The sequence below is a fragment of the Paenibacillus sp. H1-7 genome, assembly GCF_022354825.1.
GTDB lineage: Bacteria > Bacillota > Bacilli > Paenibacillales > NBRC-103111 > Paenibacillus_S.
Window position 1 is genome coordinate 6,810,930 of the sequence record NZ_CP031168.1, and the last position, 19,607, is coordinate 6,830,536.

The following is a 19,607-nucleotide window of genomic DNA, read 5'->3' on the forward strand; positions in this document are numbered from 1 at the left end:
CAGCTGATGGACGACAACTCCGCTTTTCTCGATATGCTCGCACCGGACAGCATCCAGGAGGAGCTCGATCATCTCCGCCTCGGGCGCAACTATGTCAGGGTGCTGGCGGTCGCCCATTATGCGAACGATGTGCTCATCAACTGGCTGTCGGGGCTGCACGAAACGAGCGGCAACATCTCGCTGTCGCATCATATCGCTCCCCGCTCCTCGGAAGGGATGATCACCTCCCTGAACCGGGCTATCATCGAGCTGAAGGCACGGATGAACGAGCCGAAAATCCAGCCGAAGGACGCGATCCGTCTGCAGAAGGAGCTGGAGGATGCGGAAGTGCTGCTGGACAATCTGACCTCGGGACGGAATCAGAAAATTTTCGACCAGCATATGTACATCCTGCTGCAAGCGCGGTCGCTGAAGGAGCTGGAGCGGTTAACGAGTACGGTCAAGGCGAAGTGCGGACGGAATCTGAAGGCGATCATACCGAACACCCGGATGCTCGACGCATTTACATCCGCGCTCCCTATCCGGTCTAACGACCTGCCGGAAATGACGTACCGCAATTTTGACGGCGAAGCGCTCTCGAGCCTGTTTCCTTTTGACGAAGCGGAGATTTTTGCGGATCGCGGGGTAGTGAAAGGCAAAAACCTGAAGACGCATTCGGTCGTCGTCGTAGACCACGATCAGCTGATCAACCGCAACGAGGTGGTCATCGCAACTTCCGGGGGAGGGAAGTCAACCTACATTTGGGGAGATATGATGCGCCGTTGGATTCAAGGCACGATCATCCGGACCATCGACCCGAAAGCGGAATTCGGACGCAAATTCGAGCGGCTCGGGGGCATATGGGTCAAGATCTCCCCAACCTCCGGCGATATCATCAATCCGTTTGAAATCATGAATTCCTCCATCATGCTTGATGAAGACGGGAATCCGGTCGCCGTCTCGCTGCTGCATCAAAAAATCGCACGGTTAAAGACCATGTTCACTCTAATGTATAAATCGCTGGTCAATCAGCAAGTCGAGCTGGCCCTGCTGGAGAAAGCCATAGTGGAAACGTACCGCCGCAAAGGGATCGAGTGGGGTACCGATTTCTCCCGGCTGAAAAGCACCGATTTCCCGATCATGAGCGATTTGTACCGGACGATCGGTCATCTGATCGAAACGGACCGGACCTATGAGACGCTGAGCGGATTTTACCAGGTGCTGTACCCTTATGTGGAAGGCTCCTATTCCAAAGCGTTCAACGGGTACACGAATGTGGACTTATCCAATGACCTAATTAATTTCGATATTTACGATTTACGGTCGGAGTCCGACCTGCGGCAAGTGGCGATGTACAACATCCTGACATTTTTGACCGACGACGCTACGATGGACAGAACGAAAGTGAAACAGATTTACGTGGACGAGGCTCATATTCTCGCCGATCCGAAAAACCCGACCGCCATGGAGTTTCTCAGCTCGATGTACAAGTTGATCCGCTCGTTCCAGGGCGGCGTCACCTCCGCTACCCAGCAGGTCGGAGACTTCCTGTCAGCCGTTGACGGTTCCCGAAATCACGGGGAAGCCGTTATTTTGAATTCCGTCACCAAGCTGTATTTGCCGATGACCGCTCAGGAGATTCAGGACATTATGAACAAAACATCGGAAAAGTTTTCGGAGGCCGAGCAGCGGCTTCTCGTCGTAGAGGATGCGGAGAAGCATAAGAATGCCGGAAAAGGCATTTATGTCGTCGGCTCCAAAAAGGTGCACATTCAAGTCGAGCTGACCCAGGAGGAGCTGCGGCTGTGGGACAGCCGCTGGTACCGGCAAAAATACGGGGAAGATCCGGAGGAGCAGCCGCTGTACGGCTTGAAGCGTGAGGAAGTGTTCGGCTGATGGATCCGGGTACGTTGTATCTCATTTTATCCAAGCTATGGCATTTCCGTAAGCCGATTGCCTATATGGTGCTCGGCATTTGTGTCTTTGTCATGATGGTAATCATTCTCATCTTCGGCGGGGGCTCGTCGGACGGCGGAGGAGGAGACGGCGCGTATCCTCCCGGCATGGCCAATGTGAGCCGGGAGGTGCTCCGGTACGAACCGGTCGTCACCCAATATGCACAGCAGTTCGGAGTGGCTGACTACGTGCAGGTCATTCTGGCCATCATGCAGCAGGAAAGCGGCGGCGCCGGTCTGGATCCGATGCAGGCTTCCGAGAGTCCGGCCAACCGCAAATACTGCAAGAGGCCGAATTGCATTACGGATCCCGAGTACTCCATACGCGCCGGAGTGGAGAACTTCGCACTCGTGCTCAAGCAAGCTGGAGGCGATCTCCCGCTCGCCCTGCAATCATACAACTACGGTTCCGGGTTCATCGACTATGTGAAGCGCAACGGAGGCAGCTATACAAAGGAGCTGGCTCTGAAGTTTTCCCAGGAGCAGACCCGTCTCTTGTCGTGGAGCTGTCCCGACCCGGACGATTTTCGCGGCAAGGTGAATGCCTGCTACGGCGATTACACGTACGTCGAGAAAGTGATGCGCAATCTTGGCGGTATGGACTCTTACGCCGTCACAGCGGCCGGAGGGCAAATTTTCGATTTTAACTCGGTCTATCAGAGCATGCGGGGCTATCTGGGACTCCCGTATAACTTCGGGGGCAATTCGCCGAAGGAGGGCTTCGACTGCTCCTCCTTAATGCAATGGAATTTCAAGCATGCCGCCGGCATTAATCTCCCCCGTGTCGCCCAGGATCAATACCGTGCCACCGTACGGGTGAAGGCAAGCGATTTGAAGCCCGGGGATCTTGTGTTCTTTACCGGCACCTACGATGCCGGTGTCCCGGTCACCCACGTCGGCATGTATATAGGCGGCGGCAAAATGATCAATTCCAACAGCTCGGGAGTGAGCATCGATTCCTTCACATCCGGCTACTGGAGAAGCCATCTTTACGGCTATGGCCGGATTGTCCGCCGATGACAATGCTCGACCCTTTCATCAGAGAAATCGTGGTGCGCAAGAAATTCCGTAAAGCAAGCCGATAAGGAGGCGATTCCAGCCGTGGAGTTCGATGAGAAAATAAAATGGATCGCCATCGGCGTGCTGTTCTTTTTGCTCACAAGCGTCTCGTTATGGGGTTTGTCTGCCAAAAGAGCATGGTCTGACGAGCAGGCCCGCAATGCGTCTCTTACATCGCAGCTTTCCGAGCTCAAGAAGGAGCGCGATCAGGCCAAGGCTGCCCTGGCCGGTGACGGTATTCCGACAATTGCCGGATTTGCTCAAGCCTTTTTCGTTTTTGACCAAATTACCGATCGTTACACTAAAGCGAAGCCGCTGCTGACGGAGAATGGCTACAAAAGCCTGTTCCCATCCGGCCCTGCGGACGAAATCCCGAAAAGCACGCTGACGATCTCGGGGACGGTGAGTGATGTGGAGCCTTATTTTCACCGGGTGGATGAAACGCACGGAACCGGGATGCTGGTGCTCAAGCATCATTTGACAATCAACAACGTCGTCTCCACTACGATAACCTACGTCAGACTGGCGTTAGTCCGGTCCGCCGACAAGCAAGCCTACTTGATCGATCGTGTGGAAATCGTTCATCAGCAAAAACTGTAACGTCCTGCCGAAAAGGAGGAGTTCTCATGAGCCTGCTGCAGCTTTTTGTACAAAAGTTCCAATCGATGCGGGCAGCCTTACGCCAAAAAAAACTGCCGGACCAAGAAACCGTTCGCTTCTATTACGGAAAGCTATCGAGACCGGTGATTCTGCTGCTCGTCGTTCTCCTGCTGTTTGCCAATGCGCCTACTAGCCACGTCGTTGCCGATCCAACTCCCGCTCCAGGTCCGACTACAACAGCTCCTGCGCCAAGCACGACAACGGAAGCTCCCGAGCCGACAGCCACGCCGAGTCCTTCACCTCAAGCTCCTCCTGCCGAGCCTTCCGGAAAAAGCAATGCTAAGAAAATCGATAAAAAGGAGTGCGGCTGGACCGAGATCGACTGCAAATTCCAGAACATCCTGATCGATCTGGCAAATCAGGCATTCGACGTGATGAAGGACATGCTTGAAATTTTTATTCTGAAGCCGGGAGATCTGCTGCAGAACGCTACGATCAATACGTTTTTCAATCTGATCAAAGGCGTCAGCTGGTCGCTTGCAACCGTGTTTCTGATCTACCAGTGCCTGCGGATTTATGTGCTGTCCTTGGCGGACGGGGACCGGAGCGAGCTGAGAAAGCTGCTGCCAAAAATCTTCCTCATCCCGGTTTTCATGATGAGTCTTCCTTGGGGTGTAGAAGCCATCCTGACGCTATCCGGTGAATTCAGCCGGGGGTTTCTCGCTGTCCCCAGCGTAGATCAGGACGGAGCCGCCGTCGTCGGATTCGCCGCCATCTATTTGCTGTTCATGGGCGCTACGAGCAGCTTGTTTATCGTCATTCTGGCGCTGGTGTTTCTGGCGCTTCTCGCCGTGTTCGCCTTTCAGCAGTGCTTGCGGTTTGCCGAGCTGGCCTTTCTGGTCGTATCGGGGCCTATAGCGATCATGTCGATTTTGAACCAGGAGTTCAATCTGTTTCCAAGCTGGTGGCGTCATCTGCTGTCCGTCGCTTTCACACAAAGCGTTCAGTATCTGCTTATTATGATGGCGATCAAGCTGGCGACCGGCACCAATCCGTTCAAGGGCGAGTACATGGGCATTTTCGGTTCGATAGGGTGTATGGTGCTCGTTATCAAATCTCCCGCCTTTATCCGCGAATTTATGTACTCCACCGGCGCAGGGAGCAAGGCGGCCGGAATGGCTGCCAATACGGTCAGCAGCGCCGGCCGAAGCCTTATCAAATTGATCAAATAGGAGGCCGTTCATGAAACGAACGCTCATCATCCTCATGTCCGTCTTGTTATTCCTCGGCGCGTGTTCCTCCAAGCCAAAGGAGCCTCCCTTTGTCGGAGACTGGGAAGTGGCTGCATCGGATAAAGGCCGCTGCCATGACTTTTTCTCCTTCTACAAGGACGGCACCGTCTCGTACTCCCGAACCGGTGGTCAAACTACGACAGGAACATACAAGCAGGTGAATGGAGCTACGTACCGCATTGACTACGGCAGCGCAGGCTCGGATACGATCGAGCTGAAAGCCGAAGGAAATACGCTTACAACGAAATTCGGCAATGCAGACTCCAAAGCCTGCACTTATATGAAAAAGCAGCAGTAGCTCAAAATCAGGCTGCGAAATTCTGATTCGTATGCTTCTGAGCTTGCCTGCGCAGGAACTGAAAAAGCCGACACAATGAGCCCGGCACCTGTTAGTTCGGTGCCGGGCTCTTACCGCCGGACGGATGCGGTTGCCTATTTCAACAGCCGTCCTTGTTCTTCATACAACGCAGCTGCCAGCCCGCACCCCTAGTACTGCGTGTTGCCGGATTGGCTCGTATTGCCCGACGCGAAGCCCTTGAATAAGGTCGGCACGCCGGAATATCTCGTGTTCGTAATTTTGCCTGTGCTGGTGCTGCTATCCGTGCGAAGGATCGAATCCTTCACATTCGAAATGTCCGAGCTGTCTACGGTCATCACGACCTTGAACGTCGTTCCGCCGTTTTGCCGAACGAGCTTTCCGATATCGTTGGCTTTGAAGTTTTTAATATTGATCGTTCCGGCTGCGTTCATCTGGAACACTTTATCGTAAGCCTTATACGCACCGCCGCCCGTAATGTTCACCGTGCCGGACGATTTAAGCGTCAGCGCATCCTCGCCGACATCCTGCCAGGTGACATTCGTGATGTTGCAGCTTCCATAGCAGTGTACTCCGTCAGCGGCGGGCGCTCCAAGAATGACATTCTTCAATGTCGCTCCGGCTTCCAGACGGAATACCGGCTTTTGATTTTCCGCCTGACTGCCGTCTCCTAATGTGCTCGCGTTAGCTACATAGGTTTGGCCTCCGCCGTCGAACGTAGTACCTGCCGGGACGATGATGGTCTCATTGACTGTAGTAGCCGCTTGTGCGGGAATGGCTGCGAATAAAGATACCGTGAGTCCCAGGGATAAAAGTAGACCGAGAGCTTTTCTCATATCATGGATCATCCTTTCGCTTATAGGCTGTAGATACTCGATCGGATGTGCACCTCCGCCTGTATCTGATGATTACAGTACCAAAGGAGATTCATTACCGAAATGATCATTTGTCAATATTAGGGTTATATGTGAGATATTGATTATTCCTCTCCCCCGATCATACCTCCCTGTTCATGCAGCAACGACAAAGAACACCCTTTCGGGTGTCCCGTGAATGCCGCCTCTGCGCGCTAGCTTCTATACTGTGCGGGCGCTGCCCGTCGTTTGTTCCGCTGCTAAACGTGAAGTTGAAGCACCTTTTCTACAGCCGTTCCTTAAGCGTACGTTCCACCGTCTGATAAATATGCGGATGCTTGCGGGTCAGATCGAGGAACACATCGCGCCTTACGGAAAGCAAGACCGATGGCCCCATAGCCCGTACCGTCGCCGTCCGGGGAATTCCTCTCAAGAGAGCGATCTCACCGAAATGATCCCCGTCCTGTAGTACCGCTACCCGCTGTTCCTTCGCGTCTGCCGTAGTTTTCAATATTTCAAACCTGCCGCGCACGATGATGTACAGCTTGTCGCCCTGCTCACCCTCACGCACAGCATCCTCCCCGTCCTTGAATGTTTCGGTTGTGAACAACGAGGTCATATCGCGCAAATGTGACGGATCGATGCCGCTGAAAAACGGCAGCTTCCCGAGCCGCTGCTCGTCCACTGTGGCGTGCAGGCCATCGGGTGACAGGACGAAGCCGTGCTGCTTCTCCCACATCTCGTAGTACAGGCCCTCTTGCTGCAGAAGCTCTGAATGCGTACCCGATTCGACGATCCGGCCGTCCCGGAATACAAAGATGACATCGGCATGGACAATCGACGATAGCCGGTGCGTGACGGAAATGATCGTCTTCCGCCGCCTCAGCTCTTGAATCGTCCGGTTAATATCCGCCTCGGAGGCAGGATCCAGGGCGGAGGTCACTTCGTCCAGCAGGAGCAGCTCCGGATCTCTCAGCAGCGCTCTCGCAATGGCGATCCGCTGGCGTTGCCCGCCGGACAGGCTCGCTCCTTCGTTCAAGATGACCGTGTCATAGCCATCCGGCCAACTCAGGATCGTATCATGAATTTGAGCCTGCCGGGCCGCATCCGTCATGGCTTGCTCTTTCGTAACGGCATCCCCAGTCCGATCCAGCAGCAGATTGTCCCGGATCGTCGCATGGAACAAGAACGTGTCCTGGAACACGATTCCCGTCCGCCGGCGAAGCGAAGCCTCGCTTACGGCGCGCAGATCGCAGCCGTCCATCTTGACCGCGCCCTCTCTCGGATCATAGAAGCGCGAGAGCAGCTGCAATGCAGTGCTTTTGCCCGAACCGCTCGGTCCGACGAATGCGGCGTAGCTCCCGGCAGGGATGCGCAAGCTGACATTCTTCAATTGCTCGGCTGCTTCCGTGTAACCGAACGTGACGTTCTCCATAGTTATATCCCGGCTCATGGACGAAAGCTCCAACGAATCTGCAGCCTCCGGAACGTCAGGACGGTAATCGAGAATTTCCCCAATCCGCCGGAAGCTGACGCCAGACTCGATGAGATTCGGAACGATGAACGACAAGTTCGATGCGGATTGCCCGACGCTTAGGAATAAAGTAAAAAAGGCCATAAAGCTTCCTACGGTCAGCTCATCGCGGAAGATCAAAAAGCCTCCGAATCCGATCATAATCCCGTTCAATAGTAGTAACCCCGTCAGCGGAAGCCTTTCGAGAAGCGAATTAATCCAGTGCATATTGAGCCCTAGGCGGAATAACTGCTCCACCTGTTTGCGGGCACGCTCAAGAAATGCCTCCTGCTGGTGCAGCGCTTTGATCGTTCTATGCCCTTTGACCGTCTCGTCGATCTGATTGGAGAACCGCTCCTGCGCCTCCCTGTAATGAATGTTCGCCTCCTCCGCTCTTCCTTGCAGCAATCGGGGACCGACATACATCACTACGGAGCCGACTACCATCGCCAAGGTCAGCTTCCATTCCAATATACAGAGCATGACAAGCCCCAGGACCACGCTCAGCGCCTCCTTCAGAATAAGAGGAAGCGAACCGCTGATCACTCTTTCTATGGAAGCCATATCCGAGGAAAACCGGGTAATGATATCACCGATCCGGAATTGCTGGTAAAAAGGCATCGATTGCTTCTGAGTATGAAGGAACAGCTCCGTCCGCAGCCTCTGAACCACCTTGCCGCTCAGCTTGCTGAGCGTATAGTCTCCATACGTTCCGGCGGCGATACTCAGCGTCCCTCCAGCAAGCAGAACGATCAGGATTGTGACAAAAGCCTGTATATTTTTCGGCGCGAACGCCTCGTCCACCAAATATTTCAAGCTGAGAGGAGCCGCTATGGAATAGATGATTTCGAGAATGATGGTTAGAAGAAACACGCCGAAAAGCCATTTATAGGGTGCAACATATCGTATCAATGTTCGAACAGAGTGCAACGTATCGCCCGCCTTTCCATTCTTTAGCTTACAGCAGTTTCCACAGACTGTAAACGTCGGAATGGGCCGGGATCACTGCACTTGCTGCTCCCGGCCAGCAGGACTCAACCGCTGCTTCACAAATGCCGCTGTATAAGACCCTTCCGCATACTGAACCTCCTCCGGCGTCCCTTGTGCAATGATCCGCCCTCCGGCCTTGCCTCCCTCCGGACCGAAATCGAGGATCCAATCCGCCGCGCAGATCACATCCAGGTTATGCTCGATGACGATGACCGAATGGCCCGCATCGACCAGCTTGTTCAGGAAACGGATCAATCGCTCCACATCCGCCGGATGCAAGCCTGTCGTCGGCTCATCCAGCAAAAACAGCGCATGGCCGGCCCCGCTCCTGCCGAGCTCCCTGGACAGCTTCATTCTCTGGGCTTCGCCGCCGGACAGCGTGCTGGTCGGCTGGCCCAGCTTGACGTAGCCGAGCCCTACCTCGGCCAGCAGCTCAAGCTTTTTCTTGATGTCACGATGGGCTTCGAAAATAGCGATGCCCTCTTCAGCCGTGCGGTCCAGAACGTCCGATATACTGTAACCGTCATATTTCACCTCAAGAATGTCCTTACGGAACCGTTTGCCTCCGCACACGGGACAAGGCACATCCACATCGGGCAAAAAATGCATGTCCATATGCAAAACGCCCAGCCCTTTGCATTTCTCGCATCTTCCGCCGGCCGTATTGAAGGAGAAGTGCTTCGGCGTAAGCCCTCGCTTCCTTGCTTCCGGCAGCCCGGCGTACAAGCTGCGGATGGCCGTGAACAAATCAGTGTAGGTAGCGATGTTAGATCGCGAAATTTTGCCGACCGGCTCCTGATGCACTGTGATCAGCTTGTCGATTTGCTCCGTTCCCTGGATACGATCGGCCTTATATCCGTCCTGAATCGCCTTTTCTATTACCTCGAACAGGAAGGTCGATTTGCCCGAGCCCGATACGCCGGTTATCGCGATAAGCCGGTTAAGCGGAACGGACACGGATACCTGCTTCAGGTTATGCTCGGAGGCATCCCGAACCACAAGCTGCCGGCCGCTTCCCGTCCGTCTCTCCGGACGATCAGCCAGCGGGCGCGCTCCTAAATAGGGAGCCGTGACGGAGTCAGCCCTATGCCGCAGCTCTTGCGGCGTTCCTTCCGCTACGATATATCCGCCGTCCCTGCCTGCTCCCGGCCCCATATCGATAAGATGATCCGCCATCTCCATCACGTCCGTATCATGCTCGATCAGCAGCACCGTGTTACCCAAATTCCGCAGCCGCTGCAGCGCTTGAATGAGCTTGAGCGAGTCCTGCGGATGAAGGCCGGTCGTTGGCTCATCCAAAATGTAGAGCACGCCGGTCAATCCCGAACCGAGCAGTGCCGCGATTCGAAGCCGCTGCGCTTCGCCGCCCGACAGCGTCACAGCCGGACGGGACAGCGTCAAGTACGAGAGGCCGATATCGAGCAAGCGCCGGATACGCTCCGTCAGATCGCTCAGGATGGGCTGCAGGATTGCCTTCGCCTCGGGGCCGAGACCGTATTGCAGCCGCTGCAGCCAATGCCACAGCTCATCCAGATCGTACTCTGCAATGTCGACGATCGATGCGTTACGGAGCGTTACCTGCCGGCTTTCTTTGCGCAGCCGTGTACCGCCGCAATCCGTACACCGTTTCGTCGCGAAATATTTGCTCCACTTTTTTTGAGCTTCCTCATCGCTCAGGCTCTCGTTATATTTCTTGGTAAAGGTGGTCACGACGCCTTCGAACTTCCCTTTACCTACGGATTTCGGCGGCTTCCGTCCTGGAAACAACGCTTGGAAGGCGTCGCTTGACACGCCGTCGAACAGCAGTGTGCGTTGGGCTTCGTTGTACGACTTAATCGGCAGCTCCGCATCGAATTCGAAGCCGTAATGGTTCGCGGCGGCCTGCAGCGATTCCGTGTAATACGGCAGCAGAAAGCTGTCCCCGTCCCACATTTTGACTCCGCCTTGGCTAACGCTAAGCTCCATGTCGAATATGGCCTCCATCCGCAGCTGGCTGGTGAACCCGAGCCCGGAGCAGGTCGGACAAGCTCCCTGCCATTTGTTGAAGGAGAAATGCGCCATCGTCAGCTGCTCGAGCCTGTGTCCGCACGCCGGGCACTCTACGGTCTGCCCCTCCGAACGCTCCCCCTCCTCCAGCTGCTCGCTTTCCTTATCTAAGGCAGCCGCCGGACTTTCTTGTTCAAAAGCCGGCTTCACTCTATGCCCGCAGGAAGGACAGGACCGTTCCCCCAATCTCGCAAACAAGACTCTCAAGTAAGTGTAAATCTCGGTTACGGTCCCTACGGTTGAGCGGGGATTCCGGTTGTTGTTGTGCTGACCGATGCTGATGGAGGGAGACAAGCCTGTAATCGAATCTACATCAGGCTTGCTCAAGTAATCCGTTACCATCCCCATCGATTCCATGTATTGCCTTTGACACTCCTGCTGCAGTGTACGCATCGCAAGTGAGGATTTGCCCGAACCGGACATTCCGGTCAACACGACCAGCTTGTATTTCGGTATGCGTAGAGAGATGTTCTTCAGGTTATGCTCCCGCGCACCCTTGATTTCGATATAATCGTTCATGGCCCCTCCTTTTATTCGGATGCCGGTCTGACGTAATGGCACTGTGCAATTTGTCCATATCTCCGCACTTCCTTGAGGACGAACGGGATTTCAGGCAAATTTCCTTTGAACAGCGGAATCCCTTGTCCAAGCACAATCGGAACCGTGGAAATGATGTACTCGTCGATCAAGTCCGCCTTCATGAAATGCTCGGCCAAGCCCGCTCCGCCGACAAGCCAAATATCGCTTCCTTCCTGCTGCTGCAGCTTCCGGACAAAAGCCGGGATATCCTCACGAACGAATTCAACATTCGGATCCTCCTTCATTGCGGAGCTTGTAAAGACGTAGCATGTTTGCTCGGGATACGGAAACTCATCGGATAATGTCCCCAGCTGCTCATATGTCGAACGGCCCATTATGACCGTGTCGATGCTTTGGATAAAGTCACCATAACCGTTGTCGCCTTCTCCTTCTATAGCGGTCAACCACTCGATATCTCCGTTTTCCCGGGCAATGAACCCGTCCATCGATATGGCAATATAAAGAATCACTTTTCGCTGCTTGACTATGGTTTCCATTCCTTCATCTCCTCCTGATCGATAACTTCTACGATTAGAATATCATTCGATATATGACAACTACTGTCATATTATTATGGTAAAATGAAAACATATTCGAGAATGCCGAAGAGTTAAAAAGGAGGAAACCGATTTGAAAGCGGATCGGCTGCTGTCTATTTTGCTGCTGCTGCAAAACCATGGAAGAATGTCTTCGCGGGAGCTTGCCGACAAATTGGAGGTATCGGAGCGAACCATCTTCCGCGATATGGAAGCGTTAAGCATGTCCGGGATTCCCGTATATGCAGAGCGCGGGGCCAAAGGGGGCTGGGTGTTGTCCGAAGGGTACCGGACCCAGCTAACGGGAATGAAAACCGAGGAGATCCTATCGCTGCTGCTGTCGAATCCGTCGCATCTGCTGGATGACTTAGGATTGCGGACCGACTTTGAAGCCGCTTATCAAAAGCTGCTCGCGGCCTCCCCCTCGACCATCCGCAGCAATGCCGAAATGGTACGCCAGCGTATTCATATCGATGGAGCCGGCTGGCATCAGCTGGACGAGTCGTACCCGCTCTTGTCAGCCGTTCAGGAGGCGGTTTGGGGCGAACGGAAGCTGGTCGTGCAATACCGGCGTGACGACGGGACCGTCGAACGGCTGGTGCATCCGCTCGGTGTCGTAGCCAAACGAAGCGTCTGGTACCTCGTCGCTCAAGTCGATGGCGATTTGCGCACATACCGCATCTCGCGGCTTCAGAGTGCGCAAATGCTCGAGGAAACGTTCGAACGCCCCGCGGGCTTCGATCTGGAGTCTTACTGGGAGCAGTCGAAGAGTGAATTTAAGACCAGCTTGCCCCTGTTTCCCGCCCTGCTGAAGATCCGTGAGCCGCTGCGCTCCCGATTCACCCAGGAGAGATACGCACGGATCCTGTGCAGTGCGCCCCGGAGCGACGGCTGGCTGGAAGCTGCCGTTCAGTTTCAAACATTGGATTCCGCCGTGGAGATTGTTCTCTTCTACGGGTCGAACATCGAGGTGCTTGCTCCTTCCGAGCTGCTGTTGAAGGTGACGCATGAGGTTAAAGCCATGGCCGCCTTGTACGGCATTCGGGAGAAGAAGTTCTTTTTCACATACGATCGTTAGAGAATAGTATCCTCAAAAAGATGTGCCGCTCGCCGATTATCCGGCTTGAGCAGCACGTCTTTTTGTGATTTGCACCGAAACGGTCAACGGTCCATCATTGACATTTTCATGAATTTTCATTATAGTTGTTTTATAAATAGTTGCTATAACAACAAATAAATTTCAGGTATAAGTGACATGCCTGAAAGCACAAATTAATGGATAGAGAGTAGGTTCAAGAGAAGCATGAACAATATCGAGCAATCCAACCGGCTATGGACGAAATCGTTCATCTGCTTAACGTTAGGTTCTTTTCTGTTATTTTTGAATTTGCAAATGCTGCTGTCTTCCTTCCCCGCTTATGTAAAGGGACATTTTCAAACCAACGACCTCATCGTAAGTCTTGTAACGAGCGTATTCGCGTTAGCTGCGATTGCGACTCGTTTTTTAACGGCAGGACTGATCCGCAAAGTACACCGCAACGTGCTCTTATTCATCGGGCTGGCATTGGCGGCTTTCATTACGGCTAGTTATATCGGAGCCGGCTCCATCGGGTCGCTGCTTGCCATGAGGGTTGGGTACGGGATCGGCTTCGGCATGGCAAGCACGATTATTCCGACACTGGTCTCGCAAATTATTCCGGTCCATAGAATGGGGGAGGGCATCGGTTATTTCGGGCTGTCCACCAGCCTTGCCATGTCTATTGGGCCTATGATTGGCCTTAATGTCATGAACCAATATGGATTCAACACCCTTGCTGTTGTCGGCGCGGCTACGGCTCTTTTTATATTTCCCATCCTTCTGTTTTCCCGATCCATCCCGCCGGAGGCTCACAAACGAACCGCCGCGAGTGACGTTAGCGGCGCCGGCCCATCCCATAAGGCCAAGCAGCCTTTTAACAAGCAACTGCTGTTTCCCGCGCTGCTAAACGTCCTCTTGTCCGTCACCTACAGCGGTCTGCTGAGCTTTATCGCGCTATTCGGCCAATCGGTGCATTTGGAGCAGGTCGGCCTCTTTTTCCTGTTTAATGCGATCACCATTATTATCATCCGGCCTATCTCAGGGAGATTGTTCGACAGCAGGGGGCATGCCGCCGTTCTTCTGCCCGCAGCCGCTTGCGTTGTAGCCAGCATGGTGGTGCTATCTTTCACGACGAACCTTCCGATGCTCATTGCGTCCGCACTCCTATACGGACTCGGATTCGGCGCCATTCAGCCGACGATTCAAGCGTGGATGCTGCGTTCGACGGCCCAAGAGCAGCATAGTATGGCCAACAGTATGTTTTATAACTCGACGGACCTCGGCGTAGCGATAGGCGCTCTGCTGCTCGGGGCGATCTCCTCAGTCACTGGCTATGCCGTTATGTACCGCTACTCGGCGGGATGCATGATGCTGTTTCTAGTAGTGTACAGCCTGGTTCAGTGGATGACCGCACGACGCGCTAAACAGATGGCCGGTGGGCAGTCAACAGATGCTGCGTGAATATAAGAAAAAAGCGGCTATCCTGGACTGAAGTCCCTGACTACCGCTAACTTCACCCCTTCCATTGTTGCTGAAGGGGTGTTTTTGATTTCGATTTATTGCTCCTTAATCACCAATAAATAATGGAGAGTAATACATTTGGAATCATCTCTGGTCGCGTTCTAACTACATAGTAACATTGGATTCGTAGTAATGATAATCACCCAACACATGTGCACCCGCCGACTCGTATATTAGTACTGCATAAAACAAACGCTATCGCGGAAAAGAGGGCTGCTAATTTATGGTTTACAGTCGGCATTATATTCGCAGCAAGCTGAAAAGCTCCAGAATCGTGCTGCGTGATCCGAGGCTAGCCAGGTACGTTCCGATCACACGGAAGTTAAGGAAAAGTCTGCTGAATGACATGCTAAATCAGTATGAAATGGTTTATGTAAAGCCTACCAGAGGACAACAAGGCGTCGGGGTTATCCGCGTGGAGAAGCGAGGCGGGGGGTATTCTTTCCGCAGCGGGGTAAAAACATACTCATTCCATACGTTTCAAGCTATGTACCGCGCCTTGAAGAAGCGTAGAGGGCAGCGGAGCTACGTCGTTCAAAAAGGAATCCGTATGCTCAAGTACCGCAGGCGCCCGTTCGATTTTCGCGTTATGATCCAAAAAAAGCGCCGCGGACCATGGATTGTAACGGGAACGCTCGCCAGGCTGGCGCATCCTCGAAAAGCCGTGACGAACGGAAGTCAAGGCGGCACCATTTACCCGGCATATGGGCTCATGCGCCGAATTGCAGGAAAGCGTGGAGCCAAGAGGCTTTTATACAAAATGAAGCGTATGGCGAAACGAACCGCCGTTCAATTCGGCCGCGTGTATCCTTCGAGAGGACTCGGAATCGATATCGCCGTCGATCACAAGTTGAAGCCTTGGATTCTTGAGGTGAATACCCGCCCGGATCCTTGTCCGTTCACCAAGCTTCCGAGCAAAAAAATGATTAGACGGATTCTCTCGGTTGCGAGAGGTTACGGCAAAAGATACAGCCTGCATTGCACGAAAGCGAAGCGAGGACGCTTATAATCAAAAACAAACGCCTCTATCTCCACTTATTCAGTGGTTTTGGAGGCGTTGTTTTTGTACAATGCGGCTGGATTGAAATGTTACGCATTCAGCACGGGAATATCCTCGAGCCTCTCAAAGATTAGCTTTCCTTTTTCCTTTGCGGCTTTTACCATCTCATCGGCTCCTGTCGACGGCCCTCCTATCCTCAATACAGCATCACAATGGTTAAGGAGCCGGACCGATGACGGGTGAAACATCCGGTTGAATGTCTCATCGCCCATTTCAGCAGACCCTGCGGTCGTGATCAACGGAAGCGCATACCATTCTCCGAGAACCGGCATATGGCCGGCTTCGTAGATGTGTAAGGCGATCTCGTTCATGAAACGAAGGTTCTGCTCGATCTTCTCCGGGTCATCGCCGGTTCCCGACCGATAGGGTCCAGCGACAAGAATATGCAGCGGTTTGGGTTCCGGACCTCGGGCAAGCAGCCCGTGCAGCTCAGCGTATTGAAGCAGCAGGATCGTCTTCCCATCCCGGATTTCGCCGGTCCGTATCATCTCTAATGCTTGGTTGAACGGCAATTCCAGCACTTCGATGTGTTCCTGCTCCTCATCCAGACCGCCTCCGCCTCCCGTTGCCATGGCTGCGTCATACTCCGCTACATAAAAATGCACAAGCTCCGTCACAGACCCCGGTGACATGTAAGCTTCTCCGACTTTTTGCACCATCGTGAGCTTGTAGCCTGTCTCTTCCTCCGTCTCGCGCAGGATGGATGCTTCCGGCGTCTCTTGATCCAACAATCCGGCGCAGGTTTCAATCAGCATGCCCGTCGGATTCTGATTCTTATAGGTTGGCATCCGAAATTGGCGGGTCAGCACCACGGTTTGATGCTTCCGATTGTAGAGGAGGATGGTGGCACCGTTGCCGCGATCGTACACTTCACGCGATTGCTTCTCCCATACCCCGTGATCGTTTTGGTACTCAAAGGTGACCTTCTTCAGCACATACCAGTTATCCGACAAAGTTTCCTCTGTAACATTTCTAATCCTAAGTTGAGCCGTCTCCATCCTATTTACTTCCTCCCTATGTACATTCCGTTTTCTTTCGTAACCAGCAGCGCTCCCTCACGTTCCAAAATAGCTTCGACATAACCCCGGAAGCGGTCAAAAGCATCTCCTTGCAGTCGTAACCTCGCATTCATGGGAGTAGAAGTCATATAGTCAATCAGAGGTTTGACCTCGGTGATCCTGAGGCTGTCCTCGTATAAATACGGGGCAATCTCGCGGAAGAAGGGCGAGAGCAGCTCGGGCGCGTTCCCGAGATGAAATCTTTCAATGACACGGTCCAGCACCTGCATTTCCGGGTCAAAGGACGCCCCCAGATGCTCCACCTCCTGCAAATGCTCCAGGCTCATCGTCGTGGTGTAGAGGTGGCCGCCTTCTTTTAAGACACGGTGCATTTCCCCGATAGCCTGCGGGATGTTCTCTACGTGGTAGAGCATGTTGTTGGCGATCACCTTGTCGAATTGTCCGTCATGGAAGGGGATTTCTTGCGCGTCCACGACCAGGAACTTAAACTGGGGCAGGCCTTTGAGACGGCTTCGTGCTTCATCCAGCATCCCGTCAGATAGATCCGTTAACGTGATACGCCAGCTTTTCGGAATACGACCGGCATTTCGTAACCACAAAGCTCCATCCCCGCAGCCCAGCTCCAGCACAGAAACATCAGGTTCCTGCCCAAGCCGTTCCAATACCCATCTGTGCCATCCGTACGGATTGGTACAGAACCGGTCATAGAGGTGTATTCGGGATTGCAGCCGAGACGCATTCCGATACTGTTCCCCCCACCTCTGCTCCGTCTGCACCGCCTGAATAATATCGGCCAGACGGTTCCATCCTCCATCGTTCAGCCCGTCGGCATCCTCCAACGCCCTTCGGATCGCCCGCACGACGTTTCCCGTATGGGTCATCTTCTGCCGCAGCACATCCAGCTGAGCAAGAAGCGATTCCCGAATCTTCCAGCCTGCCCCCGCTTCCGCAGCCATAAGATGGCCGATCTCCTCCAGCGACAACCCCACGTACTTCAACGTCTGAATTTGCTGCAGCCGCCTTAGGTCATCCACGCCGTACCTTCGCACCGATCCCGTCTGCTCCTTGTCCGGTATCAGCAGTCCTATCTGGTCGTAATATCTCAAGGTTCGAATGGTTAATCCCGTCCGCTTGGCCAATTGTCCCGTCGTGAAGTATCTGGTGTCTTTCAAGTCCTCTCTCCTCCTTCCGTTTGAGCCTTAATCAACGTTAAACCCAGTATAACTGGTTACGTTACGTCACCTGCAAGAGATTTTTGTGCAAACAAAAAAGCCCTTTCTCCTAAATGGAGCGGGCTCTAGCCGTATGCCAATTTTTAATATTGTCCTTTAATTACAAAAAACGAACCCCGGATGGTTCCGGCTAATTTAGACTTCTGCCTGGCGAACTTAAACTTCCCTTCTAACTCCGCGGGTACCTCCATCCCCTCGGAAAGCTTAAAGCCAACGGCCCGCTTCTTAGGGTCATCAACCGTATACATGACATTAAGCCCAAGGCCATCCTCATAAAAGACGTAGGTAAACTGGATATTTTCCACTTGAAAACGCGACGTTTCCAAAGGCTTGGCCGCAAACTCAATACTACGTTCTTCTTTCAAAATGCGGTTCACATAATCAAGGCTCTCCTGGCTTTCGCTAGCGGGTACAACCGTAAATTCATGCTTGTATTTGTTCATAAAGTAACGGGCCTCATTCGCACGTAAACCAGCGAGCGCTTCCGCTACAGGTGAAGACTCCAAACCAACCGTAGACACGTGATTAAAATCAACGGTATAAGACATTCTATCCCTCCTACTCTCTCTATCATCCCTGACACAGAAATGAAACTGAATTCTCATAAACTGGTATTAACCAACGCCTCTTTAAATATACAACAAATATACGACGTAGTTACGTCAAAATCCTTCAACTTAAATTATTATCCGGATTCCCATCAGGATTCGTTCTGTCATATCCGTCATCTCCGCCGCGGTGATACGGACCGACCTCCGTTCCGTCAGCTCTCGTATAGCCTCCTACCTCATGCGGGTTCACGTGATGCATCCCTACCTCACTGGAATCGTCGCCTCCGAACTCGATATCCAAGCCGCCCAAATCCAGCGCCAATCCCGCCGGAATCGCCATAACGGCCGCTGCCGTAAGCAATCCTTCTACACCGCGGCCCATGCGGGATGAATCGCCGCTGACAACATCTCTCACGCTGCGGGCTGTATATTCGATCGTATTAGCAGCTCCTCTAATAACGCGTGATCCTGCATCTTTCAGGTTGTGCGCGCCTTGCTTCATCTTCTCATTATCGTCGGCGACGATGCCGTGAACGACGTCAACCGCGCCTTGGACCGCCTTGGCCGTCGTTATACCGGAACGCTCTACAGATCCGCCTACCGCCATACCGATCCTGCCGATCATTTCGCTTCCAGTCAACGCTTCTACGATTTCGAACGGCACACGAATCAAGCTTCCCAATATTTCACTCAAAAAGGTGCCAAACCGTTCAATAATCCCCGGTTCATACTGCGCTATGTCCGCATCATTGAGCGTCCCTCCCGCTCTTCCTTGCAAAAAGGCGGATCGATCGCGAACATCAAGCTGAGTCAATCGCTCCAGTTGCCGGACTCGGGCGGCCATCTCACCGGCAATACGATCCGCTTCCGCCTTGGCCTGCTGCCGTTTCTGTTCGAGCCGGTCCATCGCCTCATCGATCCAGGCCGTCTCCTTGCCGCCCGATGACTTTTTCGCTTCGATATAACGCGCTGCCGCTTGTTCGGCTTCACGCTCGATTCGCTCCAACGTTAGCCGCTTGGCCAGCTGAACGGTATCCAGCGTAAGCGACGCCCTCTGCTCAATCTCTTCCTTGAGCCGCAGCTCCGCCTCGCGAACGCGGGCGATTAACTGCTCCATGCGCTGCTCGCGGGCCATTGCCTCCGCTTCCCGCTGTTCAAATATGCGGTCCGCCTGCCGTTCCATATGCTCATAAGCGCCGCGGCGAGCCTCAACGACTCGTTGAACGACATCATCAGCCCTTTGGAGAGCCTCTTCTTTTTTTTCGATATGCCGTTCAAACGCCTTGTTAGCTGCTTGCTCAGCGCGTCGTTTTTTCTCCAAATAACGGCTTACTGCATCGTCTGCGGCTCGTTCTACCGATTCCGCCCGGCGGTCTTGTCTCCGCTGATCATCGTCCATTGCGCCCACCTCTGTCCCCTCTTCATCC

The 19,607-nt window shown here is 53.6% G+C and carries 16 protein-coding genes; 8 read left to right on the forward strand and 8 right to left on the reverse strand.

Annotated features, from left to right (window positions below; genetic code table 11):
- Nucleotides 1–6 precede the first annotated feature (6 nt).
- From DVH26_RS29970 to DVH26_RS29990, 5 genes are all read left to right on the forward strand, one after another.
- On the forward strand, nt 7–1,875 hold the full coding sequence (locus tag DVH26_RS29970) for a VirB4 family type IV secretion system protein (RefSeq protein WP_239628663.1): 1,869 nt from the start codon (nt 7–9) through the stop codon (nt 1,873–1,875).
- A complete protein-coding gene (locus tag DVH26_RS29975; RefSeq protein WP_239628664.1) occupies nt 1,875–2,954 on the forward strand; it encodes a bifunctional lytic transglycosylase/C40 family peptidase in 1,080 nt (359 codons plus the stop codon). Before DVH26_RS29970 ends, DVH26_RS29975 begins: the two co-directional genes overlap by 1 nt.
- An 81-nt stretch (nt 2,955–3,035) precedes the next feature.
- Entirely contained in the window at nt 3,036–3,593 is a 558-nt protein-coding gene (locus DVH26_RS29980; protein WP_239628665.1) for a hypothetical protein, read from the forward strand.
- A 26-nt stretch (nt 3,594–3,619) separates the two neighbouring features.
- Nucleotides 3,620–4,825, forward strand: a complete 1,206-nt coding sequence (locus DVH26_RS29985; RefSeq protein WP_239628667.1) for a conjugal transfer protein TrbL family protein — start codon at nt 3,620–3,622, stop codon at nt 4,823–4,825.
- A 10-nt stretch (nt 4,826–4,835) separates the two neighbouring features.
- Nucleotides 4,836–5,183, forward strand: coding sequence for a hypothetical protein (locus DVH26_RS29990; RefSeq protein ID WP_239628669.1), 348 nt, complete (start codon nt 4,836–4,838; stop codon nt 5,181–5,183).
- Nucleotides 5,184–5,371: 188 nt separating this feature from the next.
- Here DVH26_RS29990 and DVH26_RS29995 read toward each other — a convergent pair whose 3' ends face one another.
- The 4 genes from DVH26_RS29995 to DVH26_RS30010 all read right to left on the reverse strand — a co-directional run bounded on the left by DVH26_RS29995 (nt 5,372) and on the right by DVH26_RS30010 (nt 11,680).
- On the reverse strand, nt 5,372–6,037 hold the full coding sequence (locus tag DVH26_RS29995; RefSeq protein WP_239628671.1) for a pectate lyase: 666 nt from the start codon (nt 6,035–6,037) through the stop codon (nt 5,372–5,374).
- Nucleotides 6,038–6,341: 304 nt separating this feature from the next.
- Nucleotides 6,342–8,498, reverse strand: coding sequence for an ABC transporter transmembrane domain-containing protein (locus tag DVH26_RS30000; protein WP_239628673.1), 2,157 nt, complete (start codon nt 8,496–8,498; stop codon nt 6,342–6,344).
- 72 nt (nt 8,499–8,570) lie between these two features.
- The gene (uvrA, locus tag DVH26_RS30005; RefSeq protein WP_239628675.1) at nt 8,571–11,123 is read right to left on the reverse strand and encodes an excinuclease ABC subunit UvrA; all 2,553 of its coding nucleotides are present in this window, start codon (nt 11,121–11,123) and stop codon (nt 8,571–8,573) included.
- A gap of 11 nt (nt 11,124–11,134) precedes the next feature.
- Nucleotides 11,135–11,680 carry a dihydrofolate reductase family protein gene (locus tag DVH26_RS30010; protein WP_239628677.1) on the reverse strand — a complete coding sequence of 182 codons (546 nt, stop codon included), beginning with the start codon at nt 11,678–11,680 and terminating at the stop codon, nt 11,135–11,137.
- Between the two features lie 133 nt (nt 11,681–11,813).
- Between DVH26_RS30010 and DVH26_RS30015 the strand changes: the two genes are divergently transcribed.
- From DVH26_RS30015 to DVH26_RS30025, 3 genes are all read left to right on the forward strand, one after another.
- The gene (locus tag DVH26_RS30015; RefSeq protein ID WP_239628679.1) at nt 11,814–12,797 is read left to right on the forward strand and encodes a helix-turn-helix transcriptional regulator; all 984 of its coding nucleotides are present in this window, start codon (nt 11,814–11,816) and stop codon (nt 12,795–12,797) included.
- A 225-nt stretch (nt 12,798–13,022) separates the two neighbouring features.
- Nucleotides 13,023–14,258 carry an MFS transporter gene (locus DVH26_RS30020; RefSeq protein ID WP_239628681.1) on the forward strand — a complete coding sequence of 412 codons (1,236 nt, stop codon included), beginning with the start codon at nt 13,023–13,025 and terminating at the stop codon, nt 14,256–14,258.
- A gap of 283 nt (nt 14,259–14,541) precedes the next feature.
- Nucleotides 14,542–15,327 carry a YheC/YheD family protein gene (locus DVH26_RS30025; protein ID WP_239628683.1) on the forward strand — a complete coding sequence of 262 codons (786 nt, stop codon included), beginning with the start codon at nt 14,542–14,544 and terminating at the stop codon, nt 15,325–15,327.
- An 80-nt stretch (nt 15,328–15,407) separates the two neighbouring features.
- Here DVH26_RS30025 and nudK read toward each other — a convergent pair whose 3' ends face one another.
- The 4 genes from nudK to DVH26_RS30045 all read right to left on the reverse strand — a co-directional run bounded on the left by nudK (nt 15,408) and on the right by DVH26_RS30045 (nt 19,579).
- Nucleotides 15,408–16,376 carry a GDP-mannose pyrophosphatase NudK gene (gene nudK, locus DVH26_RS30030; RefSeq protein WP_239628684.1) on the reverse strand — a complete coding sequence of 323 codons (969 nt, stop codon included), beginning with the start codon at nt 16,374–16,376 and terminating at the stop codon, nt 15,408–15,410.
- Between the two features lie 5 nt (nt 16,377–16,381).
- Entirely contained in the window at nt 16,382–17,569 is a 1,188-nt protein-coding gene (locus tag DVH26_RS30035) for a MerR family transcriptional regulator (protein ID WP_239628685.1), read from the reverse strand.
- Nucleotides 17,570–17,712: 143 nt separating this feature from the next.
- Nucleotides 17,713–18,177 carry a phage tail protein gene (locus DVH26_RS30040; RefSeq protein ID WP_239628686.1) on the reverse strand — a complete coding sequence of 155 codons (465 nt, stop codon included), beginning with the start codon at nt 18,175–18,177 and terminating at the stop codon, nt 17,713–17,715.
- Between the two features lie 124 nt (nt 18,178–18,301).
- Entirely contained in the window at nt 18,302–19,579 is a 1,278-nt protein-coding gene (locus DVH26_RS30045; RefSeq protein WP_239628687.1) for a hypothetical protein, read from the reverse strand.
- Between the last annotated feature and the right edge of the window lie 28 nt (nt 19,580–19,607).

What these genes read in the sequence shown, in the direction of transcription:
- DVH26_RS30010 (WP_239628677.1), bottom strand. Translation starts at nt 11,680, where the DNA reads ATGGAAACCATAGTCAAGCAGCGAAAAGTGATTCTTTATATTGCCATA.
- nudK (WP_239628684.1), bottom strand. Translation starts at nt 16,376, where the DNA reads ATGGAGACGGCTCAACTTAGGATTAGAAATGTTACAGAGGAAACTTTG.
- DVH26_RS30025 (WP_239628683.1), top strand. Translation starts at nt 14,542, where the DNA reads ATGGTTTACAGTCGGCATTATATTCGCAGCAAGCTGAAAAGCTCCAGA.
- DVH26_RS30040 (WP_239628686.1), bottom strand. Translation starts at nt 18,177, where the DNA reads ATGTCTTATACCGTTGATTTTAATCACGTGTCTACGGTTGGTTTGGAG.
- DVH26_RS29970 (WP_239628663.1), top strand. Translation starts at nt 7, where the DNA reads ATGGACGACAACTCCGCTTTTCTCGATATGCTCGCACCGGACAGCATC.
- DVH26_RS29975 (WP_239628664.1), top strand. Translation starts at nt 1,875, where the DNA reads ATGGATCCGGGTACGTTGTATCTCATTTTATCCAAGCTATGGCATTTC.
- uvrA (WP_239628675.1), bottom strand. Translation starts at nt 11,123, where the DNA reads ATGAACGATTATATCGAAATCAAGGGTGCGCGGGAGCATAACCTGAAG.
- DVH26_RS30020 (WP_239628681.1), top strand. Translation starts at nt 13,023, where the DNA reads ATGAACAATATCGAGCAATCCAACCGGCTATGGACGAAATCGTTCATC.
- DVH26_RS29990 (WP_239628669.1), top strand. Translation starts at nt 4,836, where the DNA reads ATGAAACGAACGCTCATCATCCTCATGTCCGTCTTGTTATTCCTCGGC.
- DVH26_RS29985 (WP_239628667.1), top strand. Translation starts at nt 3,620, where the DNA reads ATGAGCCTGCTGCAGCTTTTTGTACAAAAGTTCCAATCGATGCGGGCA.
- DVH26_RS30045 (WP_239628687.1), bottom strand. Translation starts at nt 19,579, where the DNA reads ATGGACGATGATCAGCGGAGACAAGACCGCCGGGCGGAATCGGTAGAA.
- DVH26_RS29995 (WP_239628671.1), bottom strand. Translation starts at nt 6,037, where the DNA reads ATGAGAAAAGCTCTCGGTCTACTTTTATCCCTGGGACTCACGGTATCT.